The sequence below is a fragment of the Kitasatospora sp. Ki12 genome (assembly GCF_054601375.1).
Genome location: NZ_BAAIHT010000003.1, coordinates 1,661,599 through 1,675,420, shown reverse-complemented (window position 1 = coordinate 1,675,420; position 13,822 = coordinate 1,661,599). Strand labels below are relative to the sequence as shown.

Annotated in this window: 12 protein-coding genes; 4 read left to right on the top strand and 8 right to left on the bottom strand. The window is 73.1% G+C overall.

What is annotated here, in order from left to right; genetic code table 11:
• The first annotated feature begins 5 nt into the window (after positions 1-5).
• Both ACYP53_RS37970 and ACYP53_RS37965 read left to right on the top strand, forming a co-directional pair.
• Positions 6-1,448, top strand: a complete 1,443-nt coding sequence (locus ACYP53_RS37970; RefSeq protein WP_459650734.1) for a CoA transferase — start codon at positions 6-8, stop codon at positions 1,446-1,448.
• A 64-nt stretch (positions 1,449-1,512) separates the two neighbouring features.
• Positions 1,513-2,157: a DUF6461 domain-containing protein gene (locus ACYP53_RS37965; protein WP_459650733.1), complete on the top strand. Its 645-nt coding sequence runs from the start codon at positions 1,513-1,515 to the stop codon at positions 2,155-2,157.
• Positions 2,158-2,272: 115 nt separating this feature from the next.
• On the opposite strand, the gene ACYP53_RS37960 is transcribed toward ACYP53_RS37965, so the two are convergent.
• The gene (locus ACYP53_RS37960; RefSeq protein ID WP_229928310.1) at positions 2,273-2,872 is read right to left on the bottom strand and encodes an HdeD family acid-resistance protein; all 600 of its coding nucleotides are present in this window, start codon (positions 2,870-2,872) and stop codon (positions 2,273-2,275) included.
• 152 nt (positions 2,873-3,024) lie between these two features.
• Here ACYP53_RS37960 and ACYP53_RS37955 point away from each other — a divergent pair, with 152 nt between their 5' ends.
• Positions 3,025-4,968 carry an NAD-binding protein gene (locus ACYP53_RS37955; protein ID WP_459650732.1) on the top strand — a complete coding sequence of 648 codons (1,944 nt, stop codon included), beginning with the start codon at positions 3,025-3,027 and terminating at the stop codon, positions 4,966-4,968.
• A 121-nt stretch (positions 4,969-5,089) separates the two neighbouring features.
• On the opposite strand, the gene ACYP53_RS37950 is transcribed toward ACYP53_RS37955, so the two are convergent.
• The 3 genes from ACYP53_RS37950 to ACYP53_RS37940 form a co-directional block, all read right to left on the bottom strand.
• Positions 5,090-5,875, bottom strand: a complete 786-nt coding sequence (locus tag ACYP53_RS37950) for an enoyl-CoA hydratase (RefSeq protein WP_189913881.1) — start codon at positions 5,873-5,875, stop codon at positions 5,090-5,092.
• A 177-nt stretch (positions 5,876-6,052) separates the two neighbouring features.
• Positions 6,053-7,129 (bottom strand): enoyl-CoA hydratase/isomerase family protein, encoded by a 1,077-nt coding sequence (locus ACYP53_RS37945; protein WP_459650731.1) that lies wholly within the window; start codon positions 7,127-7,129, stop codon positions 6,053-6,055.
• 108 nt (positions 7,130-7,237) lie between these two features.
• Positions 7,238-7,933: a TetR/AcrR family transcriptional regulator gene (locus ACYP53_RS37940; RefSeq protein ID WP_189913879.1), complete on the bottom strand. Its 696-nt coding sequence runs from the start codon at positions 7,931-7,933 to the stop codon at positions 7,238-7,240.
• Between the two features lie 101 nt (positions 7,934-8,034).
• On the opposite strand from ACYP53_RS37940, the gene ACYP53_RS37935 reads away from it, so the two are divergent.
• Positions 8,035-8,808 carry an SDR family oxidoreductase gene (locus ACYP53_RS37935; RefSeq protein WP_189913878.1) on the top strand — a complete coding sequence of 258 codons (774 nt, stop codon included), beginning with the start codon at positions 8,035-8,037 and terminating at the stop codon, positions 8,806-8,808.
• A 159-nt stretch (positions 8,809-8,967) separates the two neighbouring features.
• Here ACYP53_RS37935 and fahA read toward each other — a convergent pair whose 3' ends face one another.
• Genes fahA through hppD form a run of 4 tightly spaced genes read right to left on the bottom strand, consistent with a single transcriptional unit; the run spans position 8,968 to position 13,594 of the window.
• A complete protein-coding gene (gene fahA / locus ACYP53_RS37930) occupies positions 8,968-10,188 on the bottom strand; it encodes a fumarylacetoacetase (protein ID WP_459650730.1) in 1,221 nt (406 codons plus the stop codon).
• Positions 10,185-11,138: a hypothetical protein gene (locus tag ACYP53_RS37925; protein ID WP_459650729.1), complete on the bottom strand. Its 954-nt coding sequence runs from the start codon at positions 11,136-11,138 to the stop codon at positions 10,185-10,187. The genes fahA and ACYP53_RS37925 overlap by 4 nt, the downstream gene beginning before the upstream one ends.
• On the bottom strand, positions 11,135-12,337 hold the full coding sequence (locus tag ACYP53_RS37920) for a homogentisate 1,2-dioxygenase (protein ID WP_189913876.1): 1,203 nt from the start codon (positions 12,335-12,337) through the stop codon (positions 11,135-11,137). Before ACYP53_RS37920 ends, ACYP53_RS37925 begins: the two co-directional genes overlap by 4 nt.
• 42 nt (positions 12,338-12,379) lie before the next feature.
• A complete protein-coding gene (hppD, locus tag ACYP53_RS37915; RefSeq protein WP_459650728.1) occupies positions 12,380-13,594 on the bottom strand; it encodes a 4-hydroxyphenylpyruvate dioxygenase in 1,215 nt (404 codons plus the stop codon).
• Between the last annotated feature and the right edge of the window lie 228 nt (positions 13,595-13,822).

The window sequence follows — 13,822 nt, the reverse complement described above, 5'->3', positions numbered from 1 at the left end:
CGGACATGACTGATCGTCCGTTTTCCGAAGGAACCTCCGGTCCCAGCGGGGCGGCCCGCTCCGTCGACCGTCCCACCGCCGACGCCTGGGCTGCCCTCGGCGGCCCGGCCGAGCTGGTGGAGTGGGTGAGCTTCCACGGCCCGGACGACGTGCTGGCCTCCGGGCTGCCGGTGCGACGCCTCGCCCGGGCCACCGTCGCGGTCTGCTCGCTCGCCGCCGCCGAGCTCGCGGCCCTCCGCGGCGGCGGGCCGGTCCCCGCCGTCCGGGTGGACCAGGGTGCCGTCGCGACCGCCTTCGTCAGTGAGCGGCACCTGACGGTCGACGGCCGCTCGCCCGTCAACTTCGCCCCGCACTCGGGTTTCTGGCGCACCGCCGACGGGTGGGTCCGCACCCACGCGAACTACCCGCACCACCGCACCCGGCTGCTCGCCGCCCTCGGCCTCGCCGCGGACGCCGGGCCCGAGGAACTCGCCGAGGTGCTCGGGAAGCTGCCGGCCGAGCAGGTCCAGGAGCGCGCGTACGCGGCGGGGGCGCTCGCGGTCGCCGTCGTGCCGGTGAGCGAGACCGTGCTCCCCCTGGTCGAGCACCGGGAAGTCGGCACCGCCGTCGTCCCCGCCCCCGCCACCGCCGCTGCCGCCGCCGCCCGTCCGCTCGGGGCGGCCCCCGTGGACCGGCCCGCCGACGGCATCCGGGTCCTCGACCTCACCCGGGTGATCGCCGGACCGGTCGCCACCCGCACCCTCGCCCTGCTCGGCGCCGACGTCCTGCGCGTCGACTCGCCCCGGCTACCGGAGTCGGACGACGCCCACGCCGACACCGGGTTCGGCAAGCGCTCCACCCGCCTCGACCTCGCCGAGCCCGCGGACCGGGCCGTCTTCGAGGAACTGCTGGCCACCGCCGACGTGGTCGTCACCGCCTACCGTCCCGGTGCCCTCGACGCCCACGGCCTGGCCCCGGAGGCGCTGTTCGCCCGCCGTCCCGACCTGGTCGTCGCCCAGATCTGCGCCTGGGGCTGGACCGGTCCGTGGGCGGGGCGGCGGGGCTTCGACAGTCTCGTCCAGGCCGGCGTCGGCATCGCCGCCCACGAGGCCGCCGCCGACGGCCACCCCGGCGTCCTGCCCGCCCAGGCCCTCGACCACGGCACCGGCTACCTCGTGGCCGCCGCCGTCCTGCGCGCCCTCACCGACCAGCGCACCGGCCGCCCCGGCGGCCGCCATCTGCGCTTCTCCCTGGCGGGTACGGCCTCCTGGCTGCTGCACGGCATCGAACGGGAGGAACCGGAAGCGGACTCCACCGAGCCGTACGACCCGTCCCGGTGGCTCGCCGAGACCGACTCCGCGTACGGGCGGCTACGCCACGCCCTGCCGCCGATCGGCTACCGGGGCGCGCCCGCCGACTGGTCGCGCCCGCCCGGGCGTTGGGGCACCGACGCGCCGGTCTGGCGCTGAGCAGGGGCGGGCTGGACGGCGCCCCGGCCCCGGCGGTGTCGGTGGGGTCCGGCATCATCGGGGCATGACCGCCGCACACGCCACCGACTACACCTGGTTCGAGCAGCGCTACCCCGTCCTGGGCGAGGCCTACTGCCTCACCCAGGTCCAGGGGATCGCCGCCGACGAACTGCTGCGCCGCTTCGACGCCCTGCCCGGCCGCGAGGTCGCCGGGCTGGACGCGGTGGTCGAGGCCTGGGAGACCTTCGACGACGGCGAGGACGAGGAGGCCGGGGCCCTGCTCGACGACGATGACGACGACCGGCTGCTCGTCGCCGTCACCGCGCTCGACGGCTGGGCCCTGGCGGTCGAGCCGTACGGCTACCTCGGCAGCCTCCACGAGCTCGTCCCCCGGCTTGCCGGCGGCACCCGGCTGGTCTCGCACTTCCGCAACGTCAACGCCGCGGACAGCTTCCACTGGTGGGAGCACGGGGGTGGCAGCCGGCTCCACTTCGAGCCGCTCTTCGCCGACCAGCGGCACGGCTCGGACGCGGAGGCCCCCGGCATCCCCGAACTGCTGACGGCCTGCGGCTTCGACCTCGGCGGGGAGCGGCACCGGCTGCACACCGAGGCCGCGTTCGCGCTGGCCGAGCGGCTGACCGACGTCCGGCTCGACGAGGAACGGCTGGAGGCCGCCACCTTCCGGATCGGCTACGCGCCCCGGCCGTAACGGCGGTGGCGGGTGGTCGAGCCGGTGGCGGCGGCCTCCGGGTCTCCGGGCCTCTGCGGCTCCTGCGGCTCTTGCGGTGTGCCGGTGGGGGTCCGTCCGCCGGGGCGCCGGTCGCTCAGACGCCCGACGGGAGCCGCTTGGCCCGGCTGCGCACCTGGATCGCCGTCGCGATCTCGACCACGCCCAGGATCAGCAGCCAGCAGCCGGCCAGGACGGTCAGCGCGGCGATCGACCCGACCGGCCAGACCATCAGGAGCACACCGGCCAGCGTGTTGGCCACGCCCGCGAAGGCCTGCCAGCCGCGGGCCGGCATCAGCGGGTCGGAGATCGCGGCGGCGAGCTGGGTGATGCCGCGGAACAGCCAGCCGATCCCGATCCAGAGCGCGAGCAGCAGCAGCGACCGCACCGCGCTGCGGAAGCAGAGCAGGCCCAGCATCACGCAGATCGCGCCGCTGATGAAGGCCAGCACCCGCAGTGCGGTGGTGGCGTGGGTGCCGAACGCGGCGACCAGCTGCACGATGCCGATCACCAGCAGGTAGAGGCCGAACAGCACGCCCACCACGAGCAGCGTCTGCCGGGGCCACGCGAAGACCACGATCCCGAGGGCGAGCGAGACGAGTCCGGCGACCAGCAGGATCTGCCAGGCGGCCTTGGCGAGCATGCCGAGCGGGCCCTGGACCGGGGAACCGTCGGGGGTGATGATCGGAGAGACCACGGTGGCGTAACTCCTCGGGCGGGGGCAGAAGACGAACCCCAGCCTCTCCGCGCCGTCGCCGTCCCGCGCGCCGGGTACGGCCGTCCGGGGGATCCACCCCGGTCGCCGGAACGACACCCTCCGGACACTCGTCGTCGATATCATCCGGCGATATGACTTCTGAAGGGTGGGGGACCCCTCCGGTCGAGCCGATCAGCCAGCACTACATCGTCTGCGGGGGCAATGCGCTGGCACACCGACTGATCCTGGAACTCGTCGAACACTACGAGGTCCCGGTCGTCGTCCTGGTCGCCGACCGGACCCGCGACCACGCGCCGCAGATCGAACAACTCGAGGGCGTCGCCGCGGTCGTGGAGTACGCCAGCATCACCGACGAGGCCCTGCGCGCGGTGTCCATCGGCACCGCCCGCGGCCTCGCCCTGGTCGAGGGCAGCGACCAGGAGAACATCCACGCCGCGCTCAGCGCCCAGAACCACAATCCGGACATCCGGATCGTGTTCCGGATGTTCAACCAGCGGCTCGGCGAGAACATCGAACGGCTGCTCAAGAACGGTGCCGCGCTCTCCGGCTCCGCCACCGCCGCCCCGGCCTTCGCCGCCGCCGCGCTCGGACGGCCCAACTCGGTCGAGATCGAAGGCCGTTACCTGCACATCGCGTTCGACGAGGCCATCACCTCGGACCGGGTCTGCGTGGTCGCCGACCAGATCGACCGGCGGGACCTCAGCAAGATCCGGCTACTGCCCGCCCAGCAGGGCGATTCGGCCGAATTCGTCCGGCTCGCCCGTGAGTTCGGCGACGACGGGCCGATCCGGCCGGGCGGCGTACGGCGCGAAGCGGCCCCGGTCGTCTCGGCGGAGGCGGTCGAGCCTGTTGAGCCGGCGGACCCGGAGAGCCCGGAGGCCCCGGTTGCCCCAGTTGCCTCTGCGGACCCGGAGACCACGGAGACCCCTGCGGACCCGGAGGTCGCGGAGACCGGCCAGGAACCCGAGGAGGAACCAACCGGCACCGCCGCGCTGCAGGTGTTGCGGATCGAGCCCCGGGTGCCGATCGGATGGCGGCGGCGCCTCCGCTGGCGGGTGCTCGACACCATGCGCTTCTTCACCAGCGCCCGGATGCGACTGGTGCTGCTCACCGCCCTGGCCGCCGTGCTGATGTCCTTCGGCGTGCTCTGGTACCTCAACCGGAACTTCGGCTGGACCGTCTACATCTCGCTGCTCGACCTGGCCGGCGCCGCCCAGCCCGACCAGCTCTCCGACATCGCCTCCGGTTCGGGCACCGGCGGAATCTGGCAGCGGGTCGCCCAGGTGGTGATCACCATCTGCGGGATCACCTTCGCGCCGGTCGCCACCGCCATCGCGGTCGAGGTGCTGGGCTCCGGGCGGCGCGGCCAGCCGCGCAACCCCGGGGCGGGCACCCGGGACCATGTGATCGTGGTCGGGCTCGGCAACGTCGGCACCCGGGTCGCGACCCAACTGCACGACCTGGGTGTGCCGGTGGTCTGCATGGAACGGGACCCGCAGGCGCGTGGCGTCGCCGCCGTCCGGGCGCTCGGGATCCCGGTCGTGATGGGTGACGGCCCGTTCGAGGAGCAGCTGCGCCGGGCCCGGCTGAAGCACAGCCGGGCGCTGGTCGCGGTCAGCGGCGACGACGCCACCAACCTGGAGGCCGCGCTGGAGGCACGCCACGGCAACCCCGAAGTCCGGGTGGTGGTGCGGCTGTTCGACGACGACTTCGCCGGGCACTTCTACAAGACGCTGGACAACGCGGCCTCGCGGTCGGTGTCCTACCTGGCGGCGCCCGCCTTCGCGGCGGCGCTGATGGGGCGCGAGGTGCGCGGGACGCTGTCGGTGTTCCGGCACGTACTGCTGATCGCCGAGCTGGCGGTGGAGGCGGGCAGCGGGCTGATCGGCCTGAACCGGCACGACCTGGAGGACGAGGGCGGCGTCCGGGTGATCGCCGTCCGGTTCGCCCCCGGCTCGCAACTGCAATGGGGGCTGCCCGACCGCACCCGGCGACTCGTCCCGGGCGACCGGATCGTCGTCGCCGCCACCCGCAGCGGGCTAGCCCGGCTGAACACGGTGACAGGTGTCAGCTGACAGAGTTCAGCTGACAGATTTCAACATCTGAAATCTGAAAGCTGAAATCTGTCAGCCGTCATCCGTCATGCCGTCACACGCCGCCGGACGCCGGACGCCGGACGCCGACCCCGGCTCCCGGTCAGCGGTTGGAGAAGGACGGCGGGCGCTTCTCGGCGAAGGCCGCCATGCCCTCCTTCTGGTCCGCGGTCGCGAAGGCCGCGTGGAAGAGCCGGCGCTCGAAGCGGACGCCCTCGGCGAGGGTGGTCTCGAAGGAGCGGTTGACGCTCTCCTTGAGCATGATCGCCGCCGGGGTGGACATCGCGGCGACGGTCTCGGCGGTGGCCAGGGCCTCGGCGAGCAGCTGGTCGGCGGGGACGATGCGGGAGACCAGTCCGGCCCGCTCGGCCTCCTCGGCGCCCATCATCCGGCCGGTCAGGCACAGCTCCATGGCCTTGGCCTTGCCGACGGCCCGGGTGAGCCGCTGCGAGCCGCCGATGCCGGGGATGACGCCGAGCTTGATCTCCGGCTGCCCGAACTTCGCGGTGTCCGCCGCCAGCAGGATGTCGCACATCATCGCCAGCTCGCAGCCGCCGCCCAGGGCGAACCCGGCCACCGCCGCGACGACGGGCTTGCGCAGCGCGCCGAGGCGGTCCCACGGGCCCAGCCAGTCGTCCAGGTAGACGTCCGGGAAGGCGTTGCCCTGCATCTCCTTGATGTCGGCGCCGGCCGCGAAGGCCTTCTCCGAACCGGTGATCACCAGACAGCCGATCTCCGGGTCCCGGTCGAAGGCGGTCGCGGCCGCGACCACCTCGTTCATCAGCTGGGTGTTCAGCGCGTTGAGCGCCTTGGGGCGGTTGAGGGTGATCAGCCCCACCCGGCCCTTGCGCTCGACCAGGATCGTCTCGTAGGTCTCGGTCTCGGTCATCGCCGTCGACTCCCATGTCCGCTGCTCGGCGCCGCGCGGGCGCGCCCTGACCACCCAACGATCTACGACGCGCCCCGTCCCGCGCCAGTCTTGGTATGCGAGACGCCGGTCACCAGTCCGGCGGGGCTGCCGGAACCGGCCACCGGTCACCGGCGGCCCCGGCCGCGAGCCGTGCGGTCAGGCCAGTCCCAGCTCGTCGCCCTCGCGCGGGGCGAGGAAGCGCGCGACGTCCACGGCCGTCACCCCGGCGAGCGTGGCGGGCTGCCAGCGCGGGTCGCGGTCCTTGTCGACCACCTGGGCGCGGATGCCCTCGACCAGGTCGTGGCCGTCCAGCGCGGCGCAGGAGACGCGGTACTCCTGGTCGAGCACGGCCTCCAGGGAGGGGAGCGTACGGGCCCGGCGCAGCGCGGCCAGGGTGGCCTTGACGGCGGTGGGGGAGTTCCCGAGGACCAGCTCGGCGGCCTCCTTGGCCTCCGGGACACCGGAGTTCAGCAGGCGCTCGACGATCTCCTCGACGGTGTCGGCGGCGTAGCAGGCGTCGATCCAGGCGCGCTGCCCGGCCAGCTCGGCGGGCGGGGCGGGTTCGGCGTGCGCGGTGACGACGTCGGCGACAAGGTGGGCGGCGACGTCGGCGGCCGCGGCGGCGGTGTCACGGGCGAGGGCGTCGAGCAGCGCCGGGAGCCTCGTCGACGGCACGTAGTGGTCCGCGAACCCGCACAGCAACGCGTCGCCGGGGCCCATCGCGGCCGAGGTGAGCCCGAGGTGGATGCCCAGCTCGCCGGGGGCGCGGGCGAGCAGGCGGCTGCCGCCGACGTCGGGGACGAGCCCGATCCGGGTCTCGGGCATCGCCACGGTGGAGCGTTCGGTGACGATCCGGACCGCGCCGTGGGCGGACAGGCCGACGCCGCCGCCCATCGTGATGCCGTCCATCACCGCGACGTACGGCTTGGGGTAGCGGGCGATCAGGGCGTTCAGCCGGTACTCGTCGCGGAAGAAGGCCCGGGTGCCGGCGCCGCCCGCCTTCGCGTCGTCGTGCATCGCGCGGATGTCGGCCCCCGCGCAGAGGCCGCGCTCGCCCGCACCGGTCAGGACGACGGCGCGCACCCGGTCGTCCTCGGCCCAGCCGTCCAGCGTGGTGCGCACGGTGGTGATCATGCCGTGGGTCAGCGAGTTGAGCGCCCGCGGGCGGTTCAGCACGATCCGTCCGACGCCGCCGTCCAGGAACGTCCGGACCTCCGCCACCTCTGCGCTCATCGGTCCCGCTCCCGTGCCCTCGTCGTTGTGGACTTCCGCTGCCCACGGTACCGGGGCGGGCGGGCGGTCGTGATCACCGGGCGGTCGTGATCGCCGGGCGGCCGCCGGCTACGGCCAGGCGCGCAGGGCGAGTTCGGCGGTCCGGGCCAGGTCGGCGGCGGTGGCGCCGTCCCGGGCCTGCTGGGACATGCCCTGGATGACGGTGGCGAGGTAGCCCGCCAGCGCCTCCGGGTCGGCCTCGGGCGGCAGTTCGCCCTCCTCCCTGGCCCGGCGGAGCCGCTCCGCGAAGACCCGGGTGTTCCCGTTGCGCAGCTCGCGCAGGTGGTCCTGGATCCCGGCGTCCTGCGCGGAGACGTTGGTGGCGGCGGAGATCACCAGGCACCCGGCCGGATGGGACGGATCGGGGTAGATCGCGGCGGCCTCGCGCAGGATGCGGGCGAAGGCGCCGTACGCGGTGGGCTCCTCCGTGAGCGCGACGGCCGCGAAGGCGCCGACGGGCGAGGTGCCGTACCGGCGCACGACCTCCTCGAACAGCGAGCGCTTGTCGCCGAACGCGGCGTAGAGGCTGCCCGGGCGCATGCCCATGGCCGTGGTCAGGTCGGTGACGGAGGTGGCCTCGTAGCCGCGCTCCCAGAACAGCCGGGTGGCGGCACTCAGGGCTTCGGTGCGGTCGAAGGCCGGCGGGCGGCCGCGCCTGGGCCGGGTGGCGGGGGCCGCGCTTCCGGTCTCCGGCGCCGTTGCCGCTGCCGTTTCCGCTGCCTTTGGCGCTGCCTTCGGCCCTGCTGTCTCCACCGCGTCCGTCATGGAGCAAATTTTAGAGCACTCATTCAAAAATCCTGTGCTAGCTTCTTTCTTGAGCGGTCGCTCAACAATAATCGGGGCAGGCAGTAGAAGGGGGCACCGCCATGGGTGCGTACGGACTTCGGGGCAGGACGGCGCTGGTCACGGGCGGCAGCAGGGGGATCGGCCGGGCGATCGCCCGCCGGCTCGGGCGGGACGGCGCCACCGTCGCGGTCGGCTACGCCCGCGACGAGGCGGCGGCGGACGAGGTGGTCGCGGGCATCCGCGCCGACGGCGGCCGGGCGTTCGCGCTGCGGGCCGAACTCGGCCGGCACGGCGACGCGGCCGCGCTGTGGAAGGCCTTCGACGCCGGGATCGGGGCGCACGCGTCGGACGGCGGCGTGGACGTCATCGTGAACAACGCCGGGATCGGGCGCGGCTCGGGCCTCGAGTCGCTGACCGAGGAGGAGTTCGACGAGGTGTTCGCCGTCAACGTCCGCGCGCCGTTCTTCGTGGTGCGGCACGGGCTGGAGCGGCTGCGGGACGGCGGCCGGATCATCAACATCTCCAGCGGCGCGGCCCGGCTGGCCATGCCGGAGCTCATCGCCTACGGCGCGACCAAGGGGGCCCTGGACACCTTCACGCTCAACCTCGCCAAGCAGCTCGGGCCGCGCGGGATCACCGTGAACTCGGTCGCGCCCGGGATCGTGGACACCGACGTCAACGCCGGCTGGCTGCGCGGCAACGCGGAGGCGGAGGCCTACGCGGCCTCGGTCGCGGCGCTCGGGCGGGTCGGGCAGCCGGAGGACATCGCGGACATCGTCGCGTTCCTGGCCTCCGACGACGCGCGCTGGGTGACCGGGCGGGTCATCGACGCCACGGGAGGCGCGGGGCTGTAGGCGGAGGCGCCGAGGCCTCGGGGCCTCAGGGGCTCGGGGGCTCGGCGGGAATGACAAATGACAGCTGACAGATTTCAACATCTGAAATCTGTCAGCTGTCATTTGTCATCTGTGATCCGTTCCCGCGCCCGGGGAGCCACCCCGGTGCGGAGGCGCTCCCTACCCCCGCACCCGGCCGGTCACCTCGCCGAACCCGACCACGACGCCGTCCGGGCCGGGCGCGGTGGCGGTGATGACGACCTCGTCCCCGTCCTCCAGGAACGTCCGGGTCGTCCCGTCCGCCAGCTTCAGCGGCTCCTCGCCGTTCCAGGTCAGCTCGATCAGCGCGCCCCGGGTGTCCGGCTCCGGCCCGCTGACCGTGCCCGAGGCGAACAGGTCGCCGGTGCGCAGCGAGGCGCCGTTGACGGTCATGTGGGTCAGCTGCTGCTGCGCCGTCCAGTACATGGTGGCGAACGGCGGACGGGAGACCAGGTGCCCGTTCAGCCGGACCTCCATCGCCAGGTCCAGGCCCCACGGCTCGCCGTCCCGGTCGTCCAGGTACGCCAGCGGCTCGACGTCGCGGTGCGGCGGCGTGACCCGGGCGTGCTGCAGGGCGTCCAGCGGGACGATCCACGGCGAGATCGAGGTGGCGAAGGACTTGCCGAGGAACGGGCCGAGCGGCACGTACTCCCAGGCCTGGATGTCGCGCGCCGACCAGTCGTTGAGCAGGCAGACGCCGAACACGTGCTCGGGGAAGCCGTCCAGCGCGACCGGCTCGCCCAGCACCGACGGCGTGCCGACGACGAAGCCGACCTCGGCCTCGATGTCCAGCCGGCGGGTGGGCCCGAAGCTCGGCGCCGGGTCGGCGGGCGCCTTGCGCTGTCCGTGCGGCCGCACCACCGGCGTGCCGGAGACCACGACGGTGCCCGCCCGCCCGTGGTAACCGATCGGCAGGTGCTTCCAGTTGGGCGTGAGCGGCTCCGAGCCCGGGCGGAAGATCCGGCCCAGGTTGGTGGCGTGGTGCTCGGAGGCGTAGAAGTCCACGTAGTCGGCGACCTCGAACGGCAGGTGCAGTTCGACGTCCGCCACCGGCAGCAGCGCCGGGGACAGCGCCTCGCGGAAGGACTCGTCGGTGAGCCAGCTGGTGAGGTCCGCCCGCACCCGGGTCCAGACCGGACGCCCGGCTGCCATCAGCGGGTTGAGCGAATCGGCGTCCAGCAGGACGGAGGGCGCGCCGGCCGCGCGGGCGGCCGCCCCGGCGTCCAGCACGAAGTCCCCGACGCGCACGCCGATCCGGCGCCGCCCGGGCCGGTCGGCGGCGGTGAAGACGCCGTACGGCAGGTTGTGCACGCCGAACGGCGAGTCCTGGGCGCTGGCGAGCCAGCTGCGGGGGGTGGTCAACGGTCCTCCTGGTGCTGTGGAGCGGGCGACGACAGCAGGCCGAGCGCGGCCAGGTCGCCCAGGGGTTCGGCGATGCTGCAGGTGCCGAACGCGGTGAACGAGTTGCGGATCACGGTAACCTGACGATCCGTCAGTGCACGCACCGCCTTGGCCAGGGCCTCGCCGTCGCGCTCCGCGAGCACCGTCACTGCTGTCGTCGGGTCGGTCTCCTGCGCGGCCAGCAGCACGTTCAGGAAGCCGTGGTGCTCGAAGCCGGTCTCCGGGTCGGTGTGCCGGACGGCGTTGTGCAGCCCGGCCGTGCACTTGTACGGGAGTCCGCGCTGCGCGCAGCCGGTGAGGAAGGCGGCCAGCTCCGCCTCGTCCGGGAACGCCTCGGCGACCAGCCCGCCGGTGCGGAACTTCGCCCGGTACGGGCTGTCCACCAGGGCGTCCAGGACGGCGTCGAGCCCGTCCCCGCGCAGGAGTTCGCGCGGCAGCTCGACGGCGGCCGGGACGTGCGGCGGCAGCAGCCGGTCCAGCTCGGCGATCGCCTCGGCGGCGTCCCGGGTGGCCAGTTCGACGCCGGCCAGGTCGAACGGCGCGGCGGCGGCGAGCGCCGGTGCGAGCTCGGCGCTGCCCCCCGGCAGCACCAGCCCGATCCTGAGCGGCGCGCCGCCCGCCCCCGCCGTGCCGCCCGCCCCCGCTGCGCCGCCCGCCCCCGCCGCGTCGCCGGACGTCGCCGTGCCGCCGGACGCCACCGCGTCGCCGGACGTCGCCGCGGCCAACTCGCCCAGCCGGCCCGCCCCGCAGAGGAGCGGGCCGACCGCCTCGGCGTACCAGGCCGCGCGGTGGACGAGGTGCGCGGGCACCGCGTCGGCGACCGGCAGGTTCCCGGGCGGGAACACCGCCGCGTCGTCGAAGAGCCCGCGGAACAGCTCGGGGACCGCGCCCCCCGGAGGCAGTTCGCTCATCGCCCGGGCCCCCGACCGGCCCAGGTCCAGGCGTAGTTGCCGTCCTCGCTGGCCCGGCCGCCCTCGCCGAGCTCCAGCGGGCGGAAGGTGTCCACCATGACGGCGAGCTCGTCGAAGAACTCCGCGCCGATGCTGCGCTCGTACGCGCCCGGCTGCGGCCCGTGGGTGTGCCCGCCGGGGTGCAGCGAGATCGAGCCCTGGGCGATGCCCGAGCCCTTGCGCGCCGCGTAGTCGCCGCCGCAGTAGAACATGACCTCGTCGCTGTCCACGTTGGCGTGGTAGTACGGCACCGGGATCGACAGCGGGTGGTAGTCCACCTTGCGCGGGACGAAGTTGCAGATCACGAAGTTGTTGCCCTCGAACACCTGGTGGGCCGGCGGAGGCTGGTGGATCCGGCCGGTGATCGGTTCGAAGTCGCTGATGTTGAAGGCGTACGGGTACAGGCAGCCGTCCCAGCCGACCACGTCGAAGGGGTGGTGCGGCACGGTGTAGCGGGTGCCCGAGATCCCCTGCGGGCCGCGGTGCTTGACCAGCACGTCGACGTCCCCGGGGGCGTCGACCAGCAGCGGGCCGACCGGTCCGCGGAAGTCCCGCTCGCAGTACGGCGCGTGCTCCAGCAGCTGCCCGTACTTGGACAGGTACCGCTTCACCGGGGTGATGTGGCTGTTCGCCTCGATGCAGTACGCGCGCAGCGGCTCGTCACCGGTCGGCACCCAGCGGTGGGTGGTGGCGCGCGGGATGATCACGTAGTCGCCCTGGCCGACCTCGATCGAGCCGAAGACGGTCTCGACCGTGCCGGTGCCGGACTCCACGTACACGCACTCGTCGCCGAGTCCGTTGCGGTAGAGCTCGCTGGGGGCCCCGGCGGCGACGTACGAGATCCGCACGTCGCCGTTGCCGAGGACCAGCCGACGGCTGCCCACGACGTCCGCGGACTTCCACTCCTGGCCCGCGAACAGTTCGTGCAGCTTGAGGTGGCGGGGGAGCAGCGGGTGGTTGGGCACGGTGGACTGGTCCGGCAGCTCCCAGGGCACCGCGTTGACCACCGCCGAGGGGATGCCCCGGTGGTAGAGCAGGGAGGAGTCCGAGGAGAACCCCTCCTCGCCCATCAACTCCTCGTAGTACAGCCCGCCTTCGGGGGTGCGGTGCTGGGTGTGCCGCTTGGGCGGGATGCTGCCCAGCTGCCGGTAGTACGCCATCTCCGTGGTCCTCCTCGACCGTTCGTCAGAGCTCTCCGACGATCACAGGTTGCCGCGTCGGTCCTGCTCGCGCTCGATCGACTCGAAGAGCGCCTTGAAGTTGCCCTTGCCGAAGCCCAGCGAACCGTGCCGCTCGATGAACTCGTAGAAGACGGTCGGACGGTCGCCGATCGGCTTGGTGAAGATCTGCAGGAGGTAGCCGTCCTCGTCGCGGTCGACCAGGATGCCGCGCTTCTTCAGCTCCTCGATCGGTACGCGGACCTTGCCGATCCGCTCGCGCAGCTCCGGGTCGTCGTAGTAGGCGTCCGGGGTGTTGAGGAACTCCACGCCGCGGGCGCGCAGGATGTCCACGGTGGTGAGGATGTCGTTGGTGGCGAGCGCCATGTGCTGGCAGCCCGGGCCGGTGTAGAACTCGAGGTACTCGTCGATCTGGGACTTCTTCTTGGCGATGGCCGGCTCGTTGAGCGGGAACTTCACCCGGTGGTTGCCGCTGGCGACGACCTTGGACATCAGCGCGGAGTACTCGGTGGCGATGTCGTCGCCGACGAACTCGGCCATGTTCACGAAGCCCATGACGCGGTTGTAGAACGACACCCACTCGTCCATCCGGCCCAGCTCGACGTTGCCGACGGCGTGGTCGAGGGCCTGGAAGAGGCGCTTGGGGGAGCCCTCCGGGTGCTGGACCCGGCTCTCCGCGACGACGTAGCCCGGCAGGTAGGGGCCGTGGTACCGGGAGCGGTCGATCAGGGTGTGGCGGGTCTCGCCGTAGGTGGCGATGGCCGCGCGGCGCACGGTGCCGTTCTCGTCCGAGACGTCGTTCGGCTCCTCGAGGACGGTGGCGCCGGACGCGCGGGCGTGCTCTATGCACTTGTCGACGTCCGGGACCTCCAGGGCGAGGTCGACCACGCCGTCGCCGTGGCGGCGGTGGTGGTCCAGCAGCGGGCTGTCCGGCTGGACGCCGCCCTTGATCACGAAGCGGCAGGAGCCGGAGCGCAGCACGTACGCCTTGCGGTCGCGGCGGCCGGTCTCCGGGCCGGAGTAGGCGACCAGCTCCATGCCGAACACGACCTGGTAGAACTGGGCCGTCTGGGTGGCGTTGCCGACCACGAACACGACCGCGTCCTGGGCGGTGACCGGGAAGGGGTCGGTGGCCTGGTCGTGCTCGACGAGGCCGACGAGGCGGCGCAGCTGGTCGGCGTCGAGACCGGCCTCGCGCTCCTCGGGGGTCAACTCAAGGGCGTGGGACTGCGTGGTCATCGGTCGTTCCTCCACTTCGGGCCTCGACTCTGAGGCATCCGCTGGATCGCGGCCGCACCGTGAATGGGTGGGCGGTGCGGTTGCGGAGAGCTTGCTCCTGTCGGGGTGGTTGGGCAACAGGTCGGTTTTTCACTGCTCAATGTGTACAAGCTGATCGGCGTTTGCCGTCCTGCACTGCGCAAAATGTGCTGCCGATCGAGGGCGACGCCCGAAGTCTGCGCAATCCGC

Coding starts and splice junctions, on each gene's coding strand:
- ACYP53_RS37925 (WP_459650729.1), bottom strand. CDS start 11,138: ATGAGCGAACTGCCTCCGGGGGGCGCGGTCCCCGAGCTGTTCCGCGGG.
- ACYP53_RS37945 (WP_459650731.1), bottom strand. CDS start 7,129: ATGAGCGCAGAGGTGGCGGAGGTCCGGACGTTCCTGGACGGCGGCGTC.
- hppD (WP_459650728.1), bottom strand. CDS start 13,594: ATGACCACGCAGTCCCACGCCCTTGAGTTGACCCCCGAGGAGCGCGAG.
- ACYP53_RS37950 (WP_189913881.1), bottom strand. CDS start 5,875: ATGACCGAGACCGAGACCTACGAGACGATCCTGGTCGAGCGCAAGGGC.
- ACYP53_RS37940 (WP_189913879.1), bottom strand. CDS start 7,933: ATGACGGACGCGGTGGAGACAGCAGGGCCGAAGGCAGCGCCAAAGGCA.
- ACYP53_RS37955 (WP_459650732.1), top strand. CDS start 3,025: ATGACTTCTGAAGGGTGGGGGACCCCTCCGGTCGAGCCGATCAGCCAG.
- ACYP53_RS37935 (WP_189913878.1), top strand. CDS start 8,035: ATGGGTGCGTACGGACTTCGGGGCAGGACGGCGCTGGTCACGGGCGGC.
- ACYP53_RS37920 (WP_189913876.1), bottom strand. CDS start 12,337: ATGGCGTACTACCGGCAGCTGGGCAGCATCCCGCCCAAGCGGCACACC.
- ACYP53_RS37970 (WP_459650734.1), top strand. CDS start 6: ATGACTGATCGTCCGTTTTCCGAAGGAACCTCCGGTCCCAGCGGGGCG.
- ACYP53_RS37965 (WP_459650733.1), top strand. CDS start 1,513: ATGACCGCCGCACACGCCACCGACTACACCTGGTTCGAGCAGCGCTAC.